The sequence below is a fragment of the Sorangiineae bacterium MSr12523 genome, from assembly GCA_037157775.1.
In the GTDB taxonomy this organism is placed as follows: Bacteria; Myxococcota_A; Polyangia; order Polyangiales; family Polyangiaceae; genus Pendulispora; species Pendulispora brunnea.
On record CP089982.1, the window covers coordinates 9574226 to 9591467 of the forward strand.

The 17242-nt window shown below is 64.8% G+C and carries 15 protein-coding genes; 6 read left to right on the plus strand and 9 right to left on the minus strand.

Annotation, left to right across the window (positions count from 1 at the left end):
- Positions 1-35: 35 nt before the first annotated feature.
- The 3 genes from LZC95_37335 (at position 36) to LZC95_37345 (ending at position 2957) form a co-directional block, all read left to right on the plus strand.
- A complete protein-coding gene (locus LZC95_37335) occupies positions 36-524 on the plus strand; it encodes a hypothetical protein (protein ID WXA92104.1) in 489 nt (162 codons plus the stop codon).
- A gap of 70 nt (positions 525-594) precedes the next feature.
- Complete coding sequence (locus LZC95_37340) at positions 595-1791, plus strand: NADP-dependent malic enzyme (protein WXA92105.1); 1197 nt, start codon at positions 595-597, stop codon at positions 1789-1791.
- Entirely contained in the window at positions 1788-2957 is a 1170-nt protein-coding gene (locus LZC95_37345) for an aminotransferase class I/II-fold pyridoxal phosphate-dependent enzyme (GenBank protein ID WXA92106.1), read from the plus strand. The genes LZC95_37340 and LZC95_37345 overlap by 4 nt, the downstream gene beginning before the upstream one ends.
- On the opposite strand, the gene LZC95_37350 is transcribed toward LZC95_37345, so the two are convergent.
- Complete coding sequence (locus LZC95_37350) at positions 2954-3781, minus strand: DUF882 domain-containing protein (protein WXA92107.1); 828 nt, start codon at positions 3779-3781, stop codon at positions 2954-2956. The two genes, LZC95_37345 and LZC95_37350, sit on opposite strands and share 4 nt — an antisense overlap.
- 12 nt (positions 3782-3793) lie before the next feature.
- Positions 3794-4432, minus strand: a complete 639-nt coding sequence (locus LZC95_37355; protein WXA92108.1) for a hypothetical protein — start codon at positions 4430-4432, stop codon at positions 3794-3796.
- 57 nt (positions 4433-4489) lie between these two features.
- Here LZC95_37355 and LZC95_37360 point away from each other — a divergent pair, with 57 nt between their 5' ends.
- The 3 genes from LZC95_37360 (at position 4490) to LZC95_37370 (ending at position 7723) form a co-directional block, all read left to right on the plus strand.
- The gene (locus LZC95_37360) at positions 4490-5008 is read left to right on the plus strand and encodes a hypothetical protein (protein WXA92109.1); all 519 of its coding nucleotides are present in this window, start codon (positions 4490-4492) and stop codon (positions 5006-5008) included.
- A gap of 172 nt (positions 5009-5180) precedes the next feature.
- On the plus strand, positions 5181-6146 hold the full coding sequence (locus LZC95_37365) for a hypothetical protein (protein ID WXA92110.1): 966 nt from the start codon (positions 5181-5183) through the stop codon (positions 6144-6146).
- 590 nt (positions 6147-6736) lie between these two features.
- Positions 6737-7723 (plus strand): sigma-54 dependent transcriptional regulator, encoded by a 987-nt coding sequence (locus LZC95_37370; GenBank protein WXA92111.1) that lies wholly within the window; start codon positions 6737-6739, stop codon positions 7721-7723.
- A 78-nt stretch (positions 7724-7801) separates the two neighbouring features.
- Here LZC95_37370 and LZC95_37375 read toward each other — a convergent pair whose 3' ends face one another.
- The 7 genes from LZC95_37375 to tagF all read right to left on the minus strand — a co-directional run bounded on the left by LZC95_37375 (position 7802) and on the right by tagF (position 17237).
- Positions 7802-9106: a glycoside hydrolase family 18 protein gene (locus LZC95_37375; protein WXA92112.1), complete on the minus strand. Its 1305-nt coding sequence runs from the start codon at positions 9104-9106 to the stop codon at positions 7802-7804.
- A 335-nt stretch (positions 9107-9441) separates the two neighbouring features.
- Entirely contained in the window at positions 9442-10482 is a 1041-nt protein-coding gene (locus LZC95_37380) for a hypothetical protein (protein ID WXA92113.1), read from the minus strand.
- 578 nt (positions 10483-11060) lie between these two features.
- Positions 11061-12548, minus strand: coding sequence for a type VI secretion system contractile sheath large subunit (gene tssC, locus LZC95_37385; GenBank protein WXA92114.1), 1488 nt, complete (start codon positions 12546-12548; stop codon positions 11061-11063).
- Between the two features lie 2 nt (positions 12549-12550).
- Positions 12551-13048 carry a type VI secretion system contractile sheath small subunit gene (gene tssB / locus LZC95_37390; protein WXA92115.1) on the minus strand — a complete coding sequence of 166 codons (498 nt, stop codon included), beginning with the start codon at positions 13046-13048 and terminating at the stop codon, positions 12551-12553.
- A gap of 88 nt (positions 13049-13136) precedes the next feature.
- Positions 13137-14816: a type VI secretion system protein TssA gene (tssA, locus tag LZC95_37395; protein ID WXA92116.1), complete on the minus strand. Its 1680-nt coding sequence runs from the start codon at positions 14814-14816 to the stop codon at positions 13137-13139.
- Positions 14813-16171, minus strand: a complete 1359-nt coding sequence (gene tssK / locus LZC95_37400) for a type VI secretion system baseplate subunit TssK (protein ID WXA92117.1) — start codon at positions 16169-16171, stop codon at positions 14813-14815. The genes tssA and tssK overlap by 4 nt, the downstream gene beginning before the upstream one ends.
- A gap of 94 nt (positions 16172-16265) precedes the next feature.
- Positions 16266-17237, minus strand: a complete 972-nt coding sequence (gene tagF, locus LZC95_37405) for a type VI secretion system-associated protein TagF (GenBank protein ID WXA92118.1) — start codon at positions 17235-17237, stop codon at positions 16266-16268.
- Positions 17238-17242 lie beyond the last annotated feature (5 nt).

Sequence of the window (17242 nt, forward strand, 5' to 3'; positions counted from 1 at the left end):
GCGAATGACAGTGAGATCGTGTTACAACCTCAACCATGAAGGTCCGCTTCTCACTCCTTCTGGCCCTTCTCGTGGCCGCTTGCTCGTCGGAGGACGACGGCGGTTACGATGCGCTCTTCAACACACCCTCGAGCACCAACAACACACCGAATTCCGTTCGCGGGTTGTGGGTAGCCCATGTGGCGCGCAACGAAAACGATGGTGTGGACTCCGATATCGACGTACGGATGTTCGTTTCCGAATCCAACTTGAAACTCGCCTGCCGCTGCCGATATCCCGACAACACCGTCCTGACGGCGGGAATCACCGTGGGCGCTCAGATCAGCAACACCGATCTCGTCACCACGCAGGACGCGGAGAACGCTCCCGCGAGTGGTAACCACACGTGCCGCATCGTGGCGAAAGCCGGTACGCTCGGGTATCACATCCGAGGTTTCGAGCTCGAATTCCAAGGTGACGGACTGCCTTATCCTCAGTTCGCAACATCGAAGTACGTGCCTCCGTTCGCCAAAGCTAGCGACTGAACAACAACAACGACAAACGGGAATCTAGGCTCCTCTCCCGTGAGCATCTACGCTGCGCTAAGGTCCCTCCATGGAAGACGGTCACAATTACGACGAAGAATCAGTCCTCCTCCACGACAAGCTGCATGGCAAACTGAGTGTCGCCAGCAAAGTCCCCCTGACGTCGCGTCGGGACTTGAGCCTCGCGTACACGCCGGGTGTCGCGCAAGTATGCCTCGAGATCGCGAAGGATCCCGGGCGTGTCCACTCTCTGACCCTCAAGCACAATTCGGTCGCCGTGGTGAGCGATGGCTCGGCGATCTTGGGTATCGGCAACCTAGGCGCGCACGCTGCCATCCCCGTGATGGAAGGCAAGGCGGTACTCTTCAAGGAGTTCGCCAACGTCGACGCTTTCCCCATCTGCCTCAACACACAGAAGACGGAGGAGATCATCAACGCGGTGCGTGTCATCGCGCCCGTGTTCGGCGGCATCAATCTGGAAGACATCTCCTCGCCACGCTGCTTCGAGGTGGAGGATGGCCTCAAGGACATCGGCATCCCCGTCTTTCACGACGACCAACATGGCACGGCCATCGTCGTGCTCGCGGCGCTCATGAACGCCTTGCGCTTCACCGACAAGGACCTCTCGAAGTGCCGCGTGGTCTTCAACGGCAGCGGTGCATCGGCCCTGGCATGTGCGCGCTTGCTCATCGTTGCCGGCGAGCGCAAACTGTTGCCCAAGTTGGGTGACCTCATCATGGTCGACTCCAAGGGCATCCTGGACCGGAACCGCGCGGATTTGCATTCGCACAAGCGCGAGCTCGCCGAAGCGGGCAACGTCGAGAACCGCACCGGCACCCTCAGCGATGCCATGGTCGGCGCCGACGTGTTCATCGGCCTATCCACCGGCAACTGCGTCACCGCGCAAATGGTCCGCAGCATGAACAAGGGCCCCATCGTCTTTCCGATGGCCAACCCCACGCCGGAAATCTTGCCGGACTTGGCGCACGAAGCCGGCGCGTCGATCGTCGGAACGGGACGCAGCGACTACCCGAACCAGATCAACAACGTGCTCGCGTTCCCCGGCATCTTCCGCGGGGCACTCGACTCGAGCGCCATCACCATCAACGACGAGATGAAGATCGAGGCTGCACGCGCACTCTCCTCGTACGTGAAGGAGGTCGGCCCGGAGAGGATCCTGCCCGACGCGCTCGATCGCAAGGTCGCATACCACGTGGCCGATGCAGTGGCCGCCGCCGCGAAGCGTACGGGTGTCTGCCGACCATGACGAGTCTGAAGGGGGAACGGCGGCTGGAGACGGAGCTCGTTCATGCGGGCGAGCTTCGTCCCCGGATCGCCGGGGCGGTCAATGCGCCGATTTTTCAATCGTCCACGTTCGAGTTCGCGAACGAGGGCAGCTACCACGATGTGCGTTACATCCGGCTGAACAACACGCCGAACCACGTCATCCTGCACGAGAAGCTGGCGCGCCTCGAACGCGCCGAGGCCGCGTTGGTCACGTCGAGCGGCATGGCAGCCATCTCGGCGACGTTTCTCGGGCTGCTCTCGCAGGGTGACCACATCATCGCGCACCGCTCGCTCTACGGCGGCACGCACAGCTTCGTGGCGAAAGATCTCCCCAAGCTCGGAATCGAGACCACCTTCGTCGATGCCGACGATCCGGCCTCGTGGCAAAGGGCCCTGCGGCCAACCACGCGGATCTTCTACATCGAGAGCATCACGAACCCGATCCTCGAGGTCGTCGACTTCATGGCGGTCATCGAGTTTTGCCGCGCCAAAGGCCTGGTGTCGGTCATCGACAACACGTGCGCCACGCCGGTGAACTTCCGGCCCATCGAGGTGGGCGTCGATCTCGTGCTGCACAGCGCGACGAAATACCTCAATGGGCACTCGGACATCGTGGCCGGTGCGGTGATGGGCAGCAGCGGGCACATCGAGGCGATCAAGCGCAAGCTGGATCACTTGGGTGGCTCGCTCGATCCGCATGCGTGCTTCCTCTTGCATCGCGGGCTGAAGACCCTCGCACTGCGTGTGCGCCATCAAAACGAGAGCGCGCTGCAGGTGGCGCGTTTCCTCGAGCAGCATCCCGCGGTGGCGAAGGTCAATTACCCGGGCCTCGAGACGCACCCGCGGCATGCGCGCGCACGCGAGTACTTCCGCGGCTCGGGAGGGCTCCTCAGCTTCGAGCTGAAAGGCGGGGTCGCCGCCGCGGACCATCTTTTCGGGCGCATCGAGCTGCCCGCCATCGCGCCCAGCCTGGGCGGACCGGAAACGTTGATTACGCGCCCTGCCACCACGTCGCACGCCGGCATGGAATCCGACGAGCGCGCGCAACAGGGCATCTCGGACGCACTCATCCGCGTATCGATTGGCCTCGAGGCCACCGAGGACCTGATCGACGACTTCGGCCAGGCCCTCGACGGCAGCTACTAATCCTCGTCCTCGTCCTCGCTTTCGGCGGGGACGACGCGGCCGCCGGGCTTCAGGGCTTCGTCGACGTCCAGGCCGATGAAGAAGCGGGGCGGTGGAACGTCGCCCCGCTGGCGCGCGGCGGAATCGGCGCGCTGGGCGACGTCGAGGAGGATGCCGCGCTCACGGCTCGAGCGACCGGGGCCGCTGCGGTCCATCCAGAAATAGCTGCGCGGGCGCACGTCCACGTGCACGAACGAGGCAATCGGGTACACGCCCACGCCGACGAACCCCGTTTCGCGCGCGAAGCGGGCGACGTCGAGATCGGCGGCGCCGGGGACCACGAAGTCGATGGCGATGCCGCGCCCGTGAAGGCCTTGCCCCGTACCGTCGGGCTTGGGCGTGCGGTACCCGGAGATGATGCGGATCTCGTGGGCGTTGAAGTGGCGCTGGATGCGGTAGATGACATCGAGCGTGCGCGGCTCGACGGGGTGCTCGTTGTTCTCGGCCGAGCGCAGCACGTGCGCCGCCTTGTCGAGCTCCTCGGCGGCGAACCCACCTTCGTCGCTGGCCGCGATCAGCTCCGCCACCTCTTTGATGTAGACCGCATTCAATACGAGCTTGGGCCGCCCCGACGCATCGAGCGGCGCCTTGGCGCCTTTCGTCGGAGTATGCAGCGCGCGGACGCTATGAAAGAAACCCGACGGCGCCGTCGGACGGGCCGCGCGGCTCGGAAAACTGCGCACCGGCCGCGCCGGACGCCGCTGCGCCCACGCCGCATCCGAGCTGGCCACGAGCGCAAGCCCCACCATCCCCAGCACGGCCGGCTTCCAATGCGAGATTCGCATGACGATTCCCCCTTACGTCGGCTGGAAGGTGTCGACCACGCGAAGCAACTCGCGCACGACCGGAGCCACCGACTCCCCTTGATGAACGATCTCCACGAGCGAGTAACGGTTCGCCCCGCGCATCAAGATCTCGCGACTGAAGTTCGTGTACGGCGCCTTCGAGGCCTTCACGTTGCGTTTGACCACGTATTCGCGGCCCTGCGAGGTGAGGCTGGCCACGGGAACGCGCCCCGCAACGACCTCGGCCCCCGCGGTCTTCGCGTCTTCCTCGTAGCGCGCGAGCACGTCGCCCCACGAATCGCCTGCTGGGTCGAGCCGCTCGTAAACGGCAAAGACGTATTGGTTCGGGGAGACGTATTCGATGAAGCGCTTTTGCGGCGTCAGGCTCGCGCGGCGAATGATCCAGTTTCTCGGACGCGAGAAACGCACGGTGCCGCCCAAGATGGCAACGCCGATGTACTCCCCGGTGGCGTCGCGGTAATCGAGCGACGGATACGCCGTTTCGAAGGTATTTTTCGGGCCTCCGGGCAGATCGTCGTACTGGTAAAAGGTGTGGTTGTCATAGGCCGAAGCCGGGGGCCCGCTGGCGCAACCCACGAGCGGAACGGCGGCAAGCAACAACCCGACGAAGGAGAAGAGCGTTCGCTTCACGGGAACGAGAATATCGGATCTCGCCAGCCGAGCGCCAACGCGATATGACCTTGCACCATGAGTGCATGGGGCGTTGGCTCGTTGGGGTGCGTGGCGGGAATCGTACTTGTGAGCGCGGCGTTGGGATGCGGGGGCGGGCACTATCAGCCTGCGCCGCTTCAGCCTTCTGTCTGCTCGGGCGTCGATCTGCAGCCGGCATCGACCGCCTTGGACGAGCGCGCGCTGCTGGATTTCCTCAAAGCCCAGGGCGTGCAAACCCGGACGGAGCAGAAGCGTGGCGACCTGGTGTACGTCGAGGTACTCAACCCCCAGAACAACAAGTTGCTCCGGCTCCGGGTGGCCATCCTCCCCTCGGCCATGGCGGCCGGAAAAGAGCTTCACGAGGCCATGCTCCAGCACAAAAAGGGCTCCTGGGGCGTCCACCGGGGCAACCTCGCGGTGCTTGGGCCGGTCAGCGACATGAATGAGATCCTCAGCTTCGCCAGCCGGACGAAGCTCGCATGCTGGGGCGTCCTCACGGTCGCCGCCTCGGCGGACGAGGCCGTGGTCATCCCGGGCGGCTACCGGGAGATTTAGGGGTTAGGGGTTAGGGGTTAGGGAGAGAAAAAAACGGGCTCGAGGTCAGGATGACGGCACCTCTCCCCTAAACCCTCCACCCTAGACCCTCCACCCTTTTTCGTGACGCCGCGAAAAACCGGAAACGAGGTCGGAGCGCGGGCCGAACTAGAGGGAAAGGGGACTCACTGTCATGACTCCTTCTCACCTCGCGGTCCGTTACGCCGTAGATAAAATGAACATTGCTCTTCGTGAGCGTTACGAAGAGCTTCAGACCCTTCTCGCCGAGGCCACGGGCAAGGACGTCCGCGCTCGCTACCGCATCGGCCGACTCATTGCCGACGTCAAAGGCTCCGAACAACGCTACGGGGCACGCGCCGTCAAAAATCTCGCCGCCGCGCTCGGGCGCGACGAGGCGACGCTCTACCGCTTCGCCCTGGTCGCCGAAGCGTGGACGGAGAGCGAGCTCGAGACGCTGCTCGCGCGCAAGACGCCGCATGGCGAGCCCCTCTCGTTCTCCCACTTGGTGGAGCTCGCGCAGATGGCGAGCAAGTCGGAACGCACGGAGATGCTGGAATACGCCCTCGCCTACGGCGTATCCGTCCGGGAACTGATCGACGCCATCGCCGACACCGGCGAAGGCCGCAACGACTCCCCGAACGACGCACCGCCGTCGATTGATTCCCTCTTGCGGCGGGTCGCCAGCACCTGCAACGCCGTGCAGCGCAAGATTGAAATCAGCGAGCGCCTGCTCTCGCAACTCGAAAGGACCGAGCCCAAGTCGGGCTGCTCGTTGGACGATCTGCTCGCACGAGCGGTGTCGTCCCAACGTGCCATCCTGGAAGCCTCGGCCCGATCCATCGAGAAGCTGGAACGTGCGCGCCGGCGTCTCACGCCTGCCTCACCGGAAACCGGCGTGCTGCTCTCCGCCTCCGAGACCAAGGCGGCTCGCTCGATGAGCGCAGAGGACTGGCGACAAACGGAGGCCACGAAGGTCGCCGCCCCTGCCCGTCGTCTGCGAAGCGGAAAGAAAGCTCCGGCTTTGCCGAAGGTCGCGTCGAAATCTCCCGAGCCGCCGCCCTCGCAAACGAGCCTTCGGCCGTCGTCCCGGAACGGCGGCTCCCGAACGCCGCGCCTCCTCGCGGGGTTCGTTCGGTAGCAAACGGACCGGCTGGGCCTCTTTTTTTTCCCAAGCGAGAGGGCTCCCTCCATTCGGAGGCGAACCTCTCGCTTGGGCCATTTAAAGGGCCCCGAATTTCGGGACACGATTACTTAGCGCAGTGACGCGATTCCAAAGTTTCGTCTTGAAACAATGTAATCTAACGCACTGCGCAGCGATATTTTCCACACGTTTCCGTGTTCATTGCGGGCTCCGCACAATGCGAAAATCAATCGTGATTGCGCACCATTGATATAGAACCACTATCAATTTGGCTGGTTCCGGTAGATACCACTTCGAGGCCATTTTCGCGGCCCGCGCCACCCGGTCGGACCGGGCGCAACCGAAAAACGGAAACGCGTCGCGTCATTTTTGGAGAATATGCAGTAATATTCGCTAATTGAAATTTAGATTCGATGTGGGTGCAAGTGTCGGCGCGTTACGCTTAGATCGGTATTTACATGGTATTAAAGTGGTAGTAAGCGTTGGTAATAATGATGACCTCGGGCGGGAGATCGAAGTCGTCGGCCATTCAGATGCCTCTGTCCTCAGCGTCTCATTTCGGACGCATGCTCGGGGGGAGCGTCGCCATGCGCAGGCTCTACCCGCTGTGCGAGCGGCTCGCAGGCTCCAACGTGCCACTCATCGTCGAGGGGGAGACGGGGACGGGTAAAGAGGTGCTTGCTGAGTCGCTGCACGACCAGGGTCCGCGCGCGCGCGAACCCTTCACCGTGTTCGACTGTACCGCGGTGCCGCCAAACCTCGTGGAGGCGGCGCTGTTCGGACACGAGCGCGGCGCCTTCACCGGCGCCACCGAACTTCGCCAGGGCGTCTTCGAGCAAGCCCACGGCGGAACCCTCCTCATCGACGAGATCGGCGACTTGGAGCTCGAGCTGCAGGCCAAGCTGCTGCGCGCCATCGAGCGCTCGGAGATCCGACGCATCGGCGGCAAACAGTGGATCCGGGTGGATGTGCGCATCATCGCTGCCACCCGGCGCAACCTGGACGAGGAGGTGGCCGCCGGCCGCTTCCGCGACGACTTGTTCTATCGGCTCGCCGTGGCCCGGCTCGAGCTTCCCCCTTTGCGCGCGCGGACGGGTGACATCCGGCTCCTCGCGAGCCACTTCTGGAACCGCCTCGCCGGGTCGAAGGTCCCCATCGCGGACGACTTCGTCGCGCAGTTGGAGAGCTACTCCTGGCCGGGCAACGTGCGCGAGCTGCAGAACACCGTGGCCCGCCGTGTGGTGCTCGGGGATCTCATGGGAGGGGAAGCCATTGCGCCCCCGTCCTCGCGATCCCTTCGTTCGACGACGCCCCTCGAGGTCGTGCCGAACCCGAAACCGCCGCCCCGTACCCAGTCGGATCCGGGCGACGTCATCGCCGATGTCATCGCCTGTGGCCTTCCCCTGCCCCGCGCACGCGAACGCGTGCTCGAGGCATTCGAGCGCCGCTACGTGAAGCACCTGGTCGACAAACACCGAGGCAACGTCGCGCGTGCGGCCGCGGCCTCGGGCGTGGCCCTGCGCTACTTCCAGGTTCTACGCGCCCGCACGAAGCGGCGCGAAGAAGAAACCTGAAACGTTTCGTTGTTGGCGTAGGTTTCCCGGGCCCGTGCACACCCCTTATGACAGGGTGCACGGGCCCGCTCCGTTTTGTTACTGCAGTCCGTTGAACACGGCCGAAACGAGCTCGCCGTTCGACGTGTCCCCGCTCAGCTCCCAGAACATGCCGCCGCCGAGGCTCTTGCTCTTGATGTAGCTCGTCTTGGTGCCGATCGACGTGGGCGTGTCGTAGCTCCAGAACTCGGAGCCGTTGAAGATCCAATAGGCCTTGGTGTCGGGGTGGTAGTACCCCTGGAAGCCCTTGTTTTTGAGCACTTTGTAGTCGTCGATGCCCTGCTCGTAGGTGCCCTGCGCCGCGCCGGTCGCCTTCTGGTAGACGCCGTTGCTGGCGTTGGTCACGCCCGTCCACCCGCGACCGTAGAACGGGATGCCGACGACCAGCTTGTTCGACGGCGTTCCGCCATTGAGCCAGAGCGAGACGGCTTCGTCAGTGCTGAACTTGAGCGCCTTCGACGGGTTCGACGCCGAGTTGTAGAGCGCCGAGTGGAAGTTCGTCGTGGTCTCCCACGCGCCGTGGAAGTCGTAGGTCATCAGGTTGATGAAGTCGAGGTACTGATGGATCGACCCGACTTGGATCTTGCTGATCTTGTCCGGCCCTGCGGGCGCGGCGATGGTGAGAAGGCTCCCCGCCTTTGCCGCATTGAGCTGGCTGCGGAACTCGGCGAGCAGCGCGGTGAAGTTCTGCGTGTCCTCCGGGCGGAAGTTGCAGGTGTTTCCGCACGCACCCGGGTACTCCCAGTCGACGTCGATGCCGTCGAAGAGGCCCGCCCAGCGGCTGTCCTTGATGTAGAGGTCGACGCACGACTTCACGAAGGCCGAGCGGTTCGCCGGGAGCGCCGCATCGGAGAAGCCCGAGGACCACGACCAGCCGCCGAGCGAGATGAGGACCTTGATGTTCGGGTACTTCTTCTTGAGCTTCTTCAGCTGGTTGAAGTTCCCGCGCAGCGCACCGGTGTCCCAGGTGTCGGACACGCCGTCGACGCTACCCGCCGCGTCGTAGTACTTGTCGTAGTCCGAGTACGTGTCGCCGAGCTGGCAGCGGTTGCCCACCACGTTCGCGAAGGCGTAGTTGATGTGCGTCAACTTGCTCGCCGAGCCGCTCGTGACGATGTTCTTCACGTGGTAGTTGCGCCCATAGACGCCCCACTCGGTGAAGTAACCGATCACGCGCTTGCCGGCCGCCGCCACCGCGTTGGTCTCGAGCTCTCCCGCCCCCTCGGGCGAGACGTTGGTCGAACGGTCTTCGCTTTCGGAGGCGCCGGTGCATCCGAAGGCACTCAAGGCCAATGCTGTGACGAGCGAGAGCCGGCATACGGCCCCATGCGAGCGGTGCGACATGTTCGAGAGCTCCTTCTGCGCGAGAATTTCCGGCGCATCCGGCGTTAGTGCAGCCCTCGTGCCGCGTGGAAATGCGCGGGATCCTTCGGGTGTTTTCGCATCGATTTCACGTTGCCTGCATGATCCACGCGATCACACATCATGATCGACGCGATCATGCGGTGCATTGGATCATGGCAGGCGAAGGTGCGGCGGCGAAAGGCGAACGCACGATGCGACCCCGCCGTCCGGGAGAAGCTCCAAAGCGCGGCGGCGCTTCGTGGGGCACAGCCCCACCGGATGATCGCATCGTGCGTCGTACTTAGCTTCGTCCGCCCGATTGGGAACGTTGCGCGCTAATCGATGCCTCGTTCCAGCTCATTTGCGTGCCGCACGGACGGAGACGCGGCGGGCTTCGAGGGACGCGGCGAGGACGTGGAGCGCGGGGACGGGCTGCGCGACGGCGGGGCGGGTTCGTCCTCGCTCGGAGCCGATGCCGTCGGCGGCACACCCGTCGGCGATGCGGCAGGTTTGGGCGCGGCGGCGGTGGCCGAAAGGGAGGGCGACGCGACGGCGGGCGCCGTCGGTTTGATCGACGCTCGCGCCGACGGGGTTGCCGTCGCGCCGGCCGATGCTTGCGGAGGAGCGTGGGGCAAATACTTTGCGGCCAGCGTCCCCAGAATGCCGACGGCGAGCATGAGGCACACGCCGAAGATGCAGAGCATCAGAATGACGCGGCCCTTCGTGCGGGGGACGCCGCGCGGCACCTCGGAGATACTTGCGTGCATGGGCGGCGAGACCGCCGCGGTCACGCTGCGACTCGTGGGATCGGTGCCTACGTCCACCACGACCAACGGTTCGATCGGACGTGGCGCTTGCCCCTGGGCCGGCATCACGATGGCCGCATGCGAGGCCCCATCCCGCCCGCGCGACTCGGCCACGTGCGCGATCGGCGTTTGGGCGCTGCGGTCCTTCTCCAGGCCACGCACCAAGTCGTCCGGGTCGGGCGGCGGGGCGGGGATCCTCCCCAACGCGCCCGTTGAAGGCGCCCCCGATTTCGGGGTGAGCGGCGCAGGCGCCGTAATGGCATTCTCGACGAAGGGATCCGAAACGGGCCCGCTCGCGGGACCGACCAATGGCAGCTCCAGAGGAATGGGCTCGGTGTTGTGGTGAATGACTCCGCCGAGCCCCGGCACCGTCATGTTCACGCTCGGCCGCTTGGACTCGGGCATGTCCGATGAAAGCGGCGCGTCTGGCACCGTCGCATTGAAGTCCACGATGTCGGGCAGAACACGCGGCAGCCGAAAATCGTCATGGACGCCCGCGGGTGGCGCCACGCCGGGAACGGTCGCGTTCGACACGGAAGGGCGCTGGCGCGCGAACGGAACCGGGCTCATACGCGGGCCCCGGAGGCTTGCCGGCGGCGGCGGAGTCGGCCGCCCGCCCTCTTGAAAGGGAGGCGCCGGTCCGGATACCACGGTGGCGTTGGCCCCGGCGAGGCGAGCGTGGGGGGGGCGCGGATCAGGGCCGCGGGAATCGGGAGAAGACGGCGCCGCCGTTCCTGCCCCAGGCCCGGCTTGGGGGGCCGATCCTGAAGCGTTGGACGCCGGCGGATCTTGCTCGAATGGCAAGCGAGAATTCGCAGGATCGGTGTTGCTATCGTTCATCGGACCTGACCGCTGGTCCCGCTGCTGGATAGAACGAGACGATTCGCAGCGTAGCGCATTTCGATGGTAGAGCGAAAAGGCAGAGCGCAGGGCCCGAGGCGTTTCTGGCTTGGTGTCGTGCGGGATCACAGGTGGGGGCGCAAGCTAATCGTCCGCGCGGCGTGGCGCGTTGTCGCCAATGATGCAAATCGGCCTGGCAACCGCAACTTGCCGACTCTCAAGGACATTTCTTCAACGGCACAAAATGACGAATGCCGCGCGCAGAGCGATCCGCGCGCGGCATTCCTACGAATTGACGGCCGTTGGGCTTATTCCTTGTCCAACTTGCCGACGAGGGACAGCGTGAAGAAGGCGCCCATGTAGCGGAAGTGCGGGCGAATCTTCATGCTGACACGGTACCAACCCGCGTTGCCTTCGACATCGGTCACCTTGATTTCGGCCTGACGGAGCGGACGCTTGCCGCGCACGGCCGGGGTGATCGAATCCATGTCGGCGACGTACTGCTTGATCCACGAATTGAGCTCGTTCTCGAGATCACCGCGCTCCTTCGCCGTGCCGATTTGCTCGCGCTGAATGACCTTCAGGTAGTGAGCAATGCGATTGGCGACGAAGAGATACGGAAGCTGGGTACCAAGGCGGTAATTGAGCTCGGCGTCCTTGCCCTCGGGCGATTGGCCGAAGGTCTTCGGCTTCTGCACGCTGTTCGCCGAGAAGAATGCCGCGTTGTCGCTGTCCTTGCGGGCGACGAGGGAGATGAAGCCCTCCTCGCTGAGCTCGAACTCGCGGCGCTCGCTGATGAGCACCTCGGTCGGGATCTTCGTCTGCACCTCGCCCATGGCCTCGTACTGGTGCAGCGGCAGGTTGTCGACCGTGCCGCCGGCCTGCGGGCCGACGATGTTCGGGCACCAGCGGTACTTGGCGAAGCTGTCGCCCACGCGCGTGGCGAGCGCGTAGGTGGCATTGCCCCAGAGGTACGCGGTGTGATTGCCAACGACGTCCTCCGAGTAATCGAACGCCTTCGTCGGGGCCGTGTTGGCGCCGTACGGGAGACGCAGGAGGAAGTTCGGCAACAGCAGCGCGACGTAGCGCGCGTCTTCCGACTCGCGGAACGCTTGCCACTTCGTGTACTGCGGGCCCTCGAAGAGCGACTTCAGGTCCTTCAGGTTCGGCAGATTGAGGTAGTTCTTCTCACCGAAGAACTGCGGACCCGCCGCGCCGAAGAAAGGTGCGTGCGCCATCGCCGACACGGCGCCGACCTTCTGCAGAAGGGCAACGTCTTGCGGGCCGGGGCCGAACACGTAATTCGAAAAGATGGCGCCGTACGGCCGGCCACCGAAGGTGCCGTATTCCGCCGTGTACGCGATCTTGTAAAGGCCGCTCTTGGTGACCTCGGGAGCATCTTCGAAGTCCGTGATCAAGTCTTCCTTCGAGACGTTGAGCACTTCGACCTTGATGTTCTCGCGGAAGTCGGTGCGATCGACGACGAACTTCAACCCGCGCCAGGCCGACTCCAGCTTCTGGAAGTCCGGGTGGTGCAGGATGTGATCGATCTGCTTCGACAGCTTGGAGTCGAGCTCGGCGATCATCGCGTCGACGAAGGCCTTGTCGACTTTTTCGGTGGCGTGGCCCGGGGTGAGGAGCTCGCCGATGAGGGCGCGGATGCCGCGCTTGGCGACGTCGTAGCCGTCGTCCGTCGGGGTGAGCTTCGTCTCGAGCAGGATCTCATCCAGCAGGGAGCCGCCCTGCTCGGTGGTGGTGGTCGCTGCTGCGCCTTGATTCTCCAATTCGTTCGCCATGATCAACCCTCACCCTTCCCAACACCGACTTCACTGAGGAGCTTTTCACGCGCCGTGACATCGCCGATGAGTGCCTGAATCTTCTTGCGGAATGCGGGCACGTTGCCGAGCGGGCCTTTGAGCGCGGTGAGCGCGCGGCGCAACTCGAGGAGCTGACGCAGCTCCGGAACGCGCTCGGCGACGGCCTCCGGGCCGAAGTCGGTCAGGCGCTTGAATTGCAGATTGACCGCCAGTTCGGCCTTCTCCTGCCCCTCGACGAGCGTGTTGGGGACGTTGAGCGAGAGCTGCAGGTTGTGCTCTGCAAGGACGCTCTGGAAATTGTCCTTGTCGATGCTGATCGGCTTTCGATCCTCGAGGGGCCGCTCGTCAGCGCGACCGGTGTAGTCGCCAACGAACAACATCTTCAGCGGGAGCTCCACCTCCGCTTGTGCGTCCCCCGTCGAGGGCTTGTACGTAATGTTGACGCGCTCCTGCGGAGCGACGCTTCCCTCTTTGGCCATCGGTAAACTCCCTTTCTTCCTCTACGCGTTCAGTGCCGAACTACGGCTGCGATGTCGCCCAAGGCCCCGCTTTGGGGGCCGTACTTGACTATGAAGCGCGCAAGCGCAGCGCGGCTTCCGGATCCAGTTTCAGTAAACGACGAAAAAGCTGGCTCTCTCTTTCATCGACCGCCCCCTCGTCGCGGTTGCGTGCCTGCAGAGCACGCAAACAATTTGCGAGAGCGTCGGCAGCAAGTGCCGGCTCCCATGCTTCCAACGTGTCGGTGACCTCCGGCAGGAGAAGCTCTGCGAGGTCTTGCGCCAGATCGTAGCGCTCTTTGTCGAGGGCCACCTTGGCAACTTCGAGCCTGCCCACGAAACGGCTTCGCATGTCGCTTCGTTCCCCTGCGCGAAGCACTTTGGCGATGGCCACGTCGCTTCCTTCGCCGATGCCGCCGAGGGCCTCGACGACGGCGGATGCGATCTCCGCACCTTTGCCACCACCGAGCGCGCCGCCTGCACCGGGGGCGCCCCAACGTGCACGCTCACCCGCGAGCCACTCGCGCGTTTCCGGCGAGGCGAAGGGCATCTCGTCGGAAAACTCGAGCTCCTCCAACTTGGGCATCCGCGTGAGGAACGCGACGACCTCGCGCCCCACCGTGTCGCGTGCGTCGGTCCGTTCGAGCTTCTCCAGCGCAATCGCCGAGTAGCGGTGCACGTCGAGCCAGAACGGGTTGGATGCGAGCGCGGTCTCCGCCGCCTCCACGAGCGCCTGCCAGTTCGACGCCTCGAAGTAGCTCGATAAATTGCTCCAATCGTCGCCGGGGGCGGAACGCGCGTAGGTCTTCTTGCCCTTGTCGATCTCGGGCGGCCCGTCGATGGTGAGCCACGTGGCCACCCGCAGAAGCCGGAATGGCCAAGGATCTGCCGGCGCCGTTGCGCGTGCGGCTTTCGCCAACTCGAGAAGGCCTTCTTGCCATTTCGAAGCGGCGTCTTGCAGCTCCTCGAGCGAGCCGCCCGTGGGCACCGCCGCCGGCGCAGATGGGACGGAAACGGAGACCGCCTGCACCGCCTGCGCGACCGCAGCAACCTGCGCGACCGCAGCGACTTGCGCGACAGGGACCGCGGACGTTCCATTCGTACCGTTCGTGCTGGGCTCGGGGGCGGCCACCGGCGCCTGTACCTGCACCGGGGCCTCCACCTTCGGCGGCGGGGGTGGCGGAGGAGCCGGCAACGCGCGAACCTTCTCACGAACGACGATGCGGAACCGCCCGACGCCGGGGTTCAAGTCCCCGAGCTTCGCGCCCAGCTTTTCATCGAGCTCCGAGACCAGCGTTTCCAGCGCCTTCAGCGCATCGGCGTCGGCCGCCGACACCGCGCGTGCGGTGAAGATGCCCTCCAGCGTCTCCCACAGCCACGAGAGCACACCGGCGCGGGCGCGGGCGCGCTTCAGCGGCGGGAACATGTTGTCCCAGAAGCCGTCGACCAAGGCCTGCATCGCGAAGAGGCCCTCGACCACGCCGCGCCACCCTTCGCGCTGCGCCTTGGCCACCGTGAGCCAGCCGGCGAGGCGGAAGTCCTTCGTGCGCTCGGAGAGCATGCGCGAGGCGTCGTCCGCGACGAGCATCCAATCGACGCTTCCGCCGGCCAGGTTGGAGAGCTTCTCGATCTCGGCGGCCACCCGCTCGAACTCGGGGTCGTACGATAGATCGCTCCCGGTGGGCGCCCCCGAAAGCGGGTTCGCATACGGCGCGGTGCGGGTGCGGATCTCTTCGTCGAAGGTGGTCATTGGAGCGTTTGCGCTTCGGTGCCGTACAGGGAGAGCTGTACGGTCGAGGGATCGATGGGAAGGTAGATGGCGACACCGCCGGTCGTGAGGATCTCACGCCAGTAGTCGCTCGCCTTTTCTATACGGAAAAAGAGGACCCCCGGCTTAACTGGAAGCGCCGCCGGAACACGATATTCGTGCGCGATGCGTGCCCCGGAGACGGCAGAGTGCATGAGCGACTCGATGCGCGCCGTCGAAGCGATCTTCGCGAGGCGCGGAACGTGCTCGCGGATCTGCGGCTCGGAGATGTTTCCCGTGCCGCTCACGGCGAGGAAGTAGTCGTACGGCAGCGACGCGGGGTCGCGGAACTCGCCCGTGTACAGCCCGCGCTCGTGCACCTTGAGCGGTACGGTGACGTAGCGCTCGGCAATCACGGTATCGAGCAGCTTCAGGACGCGGTTGAACATCACGTCGAAGACGTCGCCGAGCCCGAGGTGGTTGTACTTGGGGATGCTCGTCGGATCGGCCTCCGCATCGAAGGTGCCGAGCATGCCGAGGAGCTGCGCGAGCGCGCTGTGGGCCTCGCGCGGGGGTGTCTCCGGCTTGTCGACGATCTCCGCGATCATCGGGATGGTCTGGTTGAGCGTGTGCAGGAGCCAGAACTTGGCCGCATCTTGCGCTTGGAAGTCGACCACGGACGCCGAGCGAAGGCGGCGGCTCTGCGCAAGGCTCTGTTGCTTGGCGATCATCGTGGCGAGCACGCGCCGGAAGCCGTCGGCCAGGTAGCGCGAGGCGCCCACACGAAGCACCGGCGGGATGAAGGTGTCGCGCAGCGCGACCGCCCCCGAGGCGGAACGCACGAGCTCTGCGACGGGAAGTGCGTCGAAGCGATCGAGCGGCTCTGCGCCGAACGCGAGACGCGCGTTGTGGCGAACCCACCCGACGGGCCTTTCTTCCTTGGCGGTCGCGCTATCGAGCTCGCGCGCCTCGGCCGCGATGAATCGACTCATGGCCGCCGGATCTCCGCTGAAGTCGACCGCGGCGGTGGAGCCGTCTTCGCGCGAGAGGGCGACGTAGACGGTGAGGTTCTTCCCGGTGAACGCGTCGATGGGACGCGATGGGAGAACGTCATCCACCTGCCCGTCGCCCACCATGAGGGGCGTGCCATCGGGCAAGATGGCATCGAGCCGCGAGACGCGGAGTTGTCCAGCGCGAAGCGCAGCTTCGTCGATCTCGAGCTCGACGACGCCCCACGCATACGGCAACACCGACTCGAGCCGCGTGGCCAGGAGCCGCTCGTGGTAGCGGTCCTGCGCCTGCAGATGGTGTTGCGCTAAAAAGAGTCCCTTGGTCCAGAGCGGCTTACGCGGTTTCATCCCGCCTTCCGAGATTTCAGAGGATCACCGGCAACGAAAGAGAACAAACGATTGGTCGACTACGCTACAGAAATTGTTGGCTGTACTGCAACGCCTACGAGGTCAATGCATGAAGCACATCCGCGAAGCTGGAATGCGCGTCGCGAAAGGCCCCCCCAACCCATTGGGTGAGGTGGGGAGCATGATGGGCTGCTTGGGTTCCATCGACCGGAACGAGCGTTTCGTTGTCCGAATCTGGCATCCATAATTCGGCCAAGGTCGTCTGCGGAACATCCCCGAAGTGAACGAGAAGGGCGCGCGTTTGCATGGACCAGAAACATGCCGGCACGGTCCCACGCCATCGCGCCATTCGCCGGATGACATCGAGCCATACGACCGCCGCGCCTGCACCACCCGCGCCCAGTGAAAGGCGCGCCCCGAGCCGGGTCGGCGGGCGCTCGACCCCGCGGAATGGTTCGATCGTGAGGGCCAGCATCGAAAGCGCGCGCTCGGCGCCCTTCGAACCTTCCGCGAAAAGTGGAAGCCATGCTTGCTCGGGCGCGCTTCCCGCGCACCAGTTGGCGTATTCCGTCCCGGCGGCGGCAACCGCCTCGTAGCCGGGAACCTGCAACCAGGAGAGCGCCTGATCGAAGGGGAGCGCCCCCGGGGCCGCCAGGCGACCGGAATCTGGAACACCCGGCGAGGCCGGGTGCAGGACGTTGTAGGCTTGATCGAAGAAGTCGCCAAAGGCGAGCGGGATCGCATGGGGCGCATCACCGAACAACGCGGTGGGTACGACCGCGAACACGGTGATGGGGTAGCTTCTTCCCACCGCATCGCGGCTCGGCGCGATGATTCCGCAGAGAGCCATGTCCGGCTGCGAGCGATGCGTCCACACGAACGCGTAAACTGCGCCTTGCTCGAAGTTCGTGCGCCATGCATCGCCATGGCGCATGTGCCCCCATTCGAGACCGCTCGCGAGCCACGTTTCGAAGCTCGACACGAGATCTCCATGGGGGCGAATGCGGACGAACTCCGCGTACTGGGGAACCTTACCGATGGCACCGATGAAGCTTCCGCCGTGCACCCGTC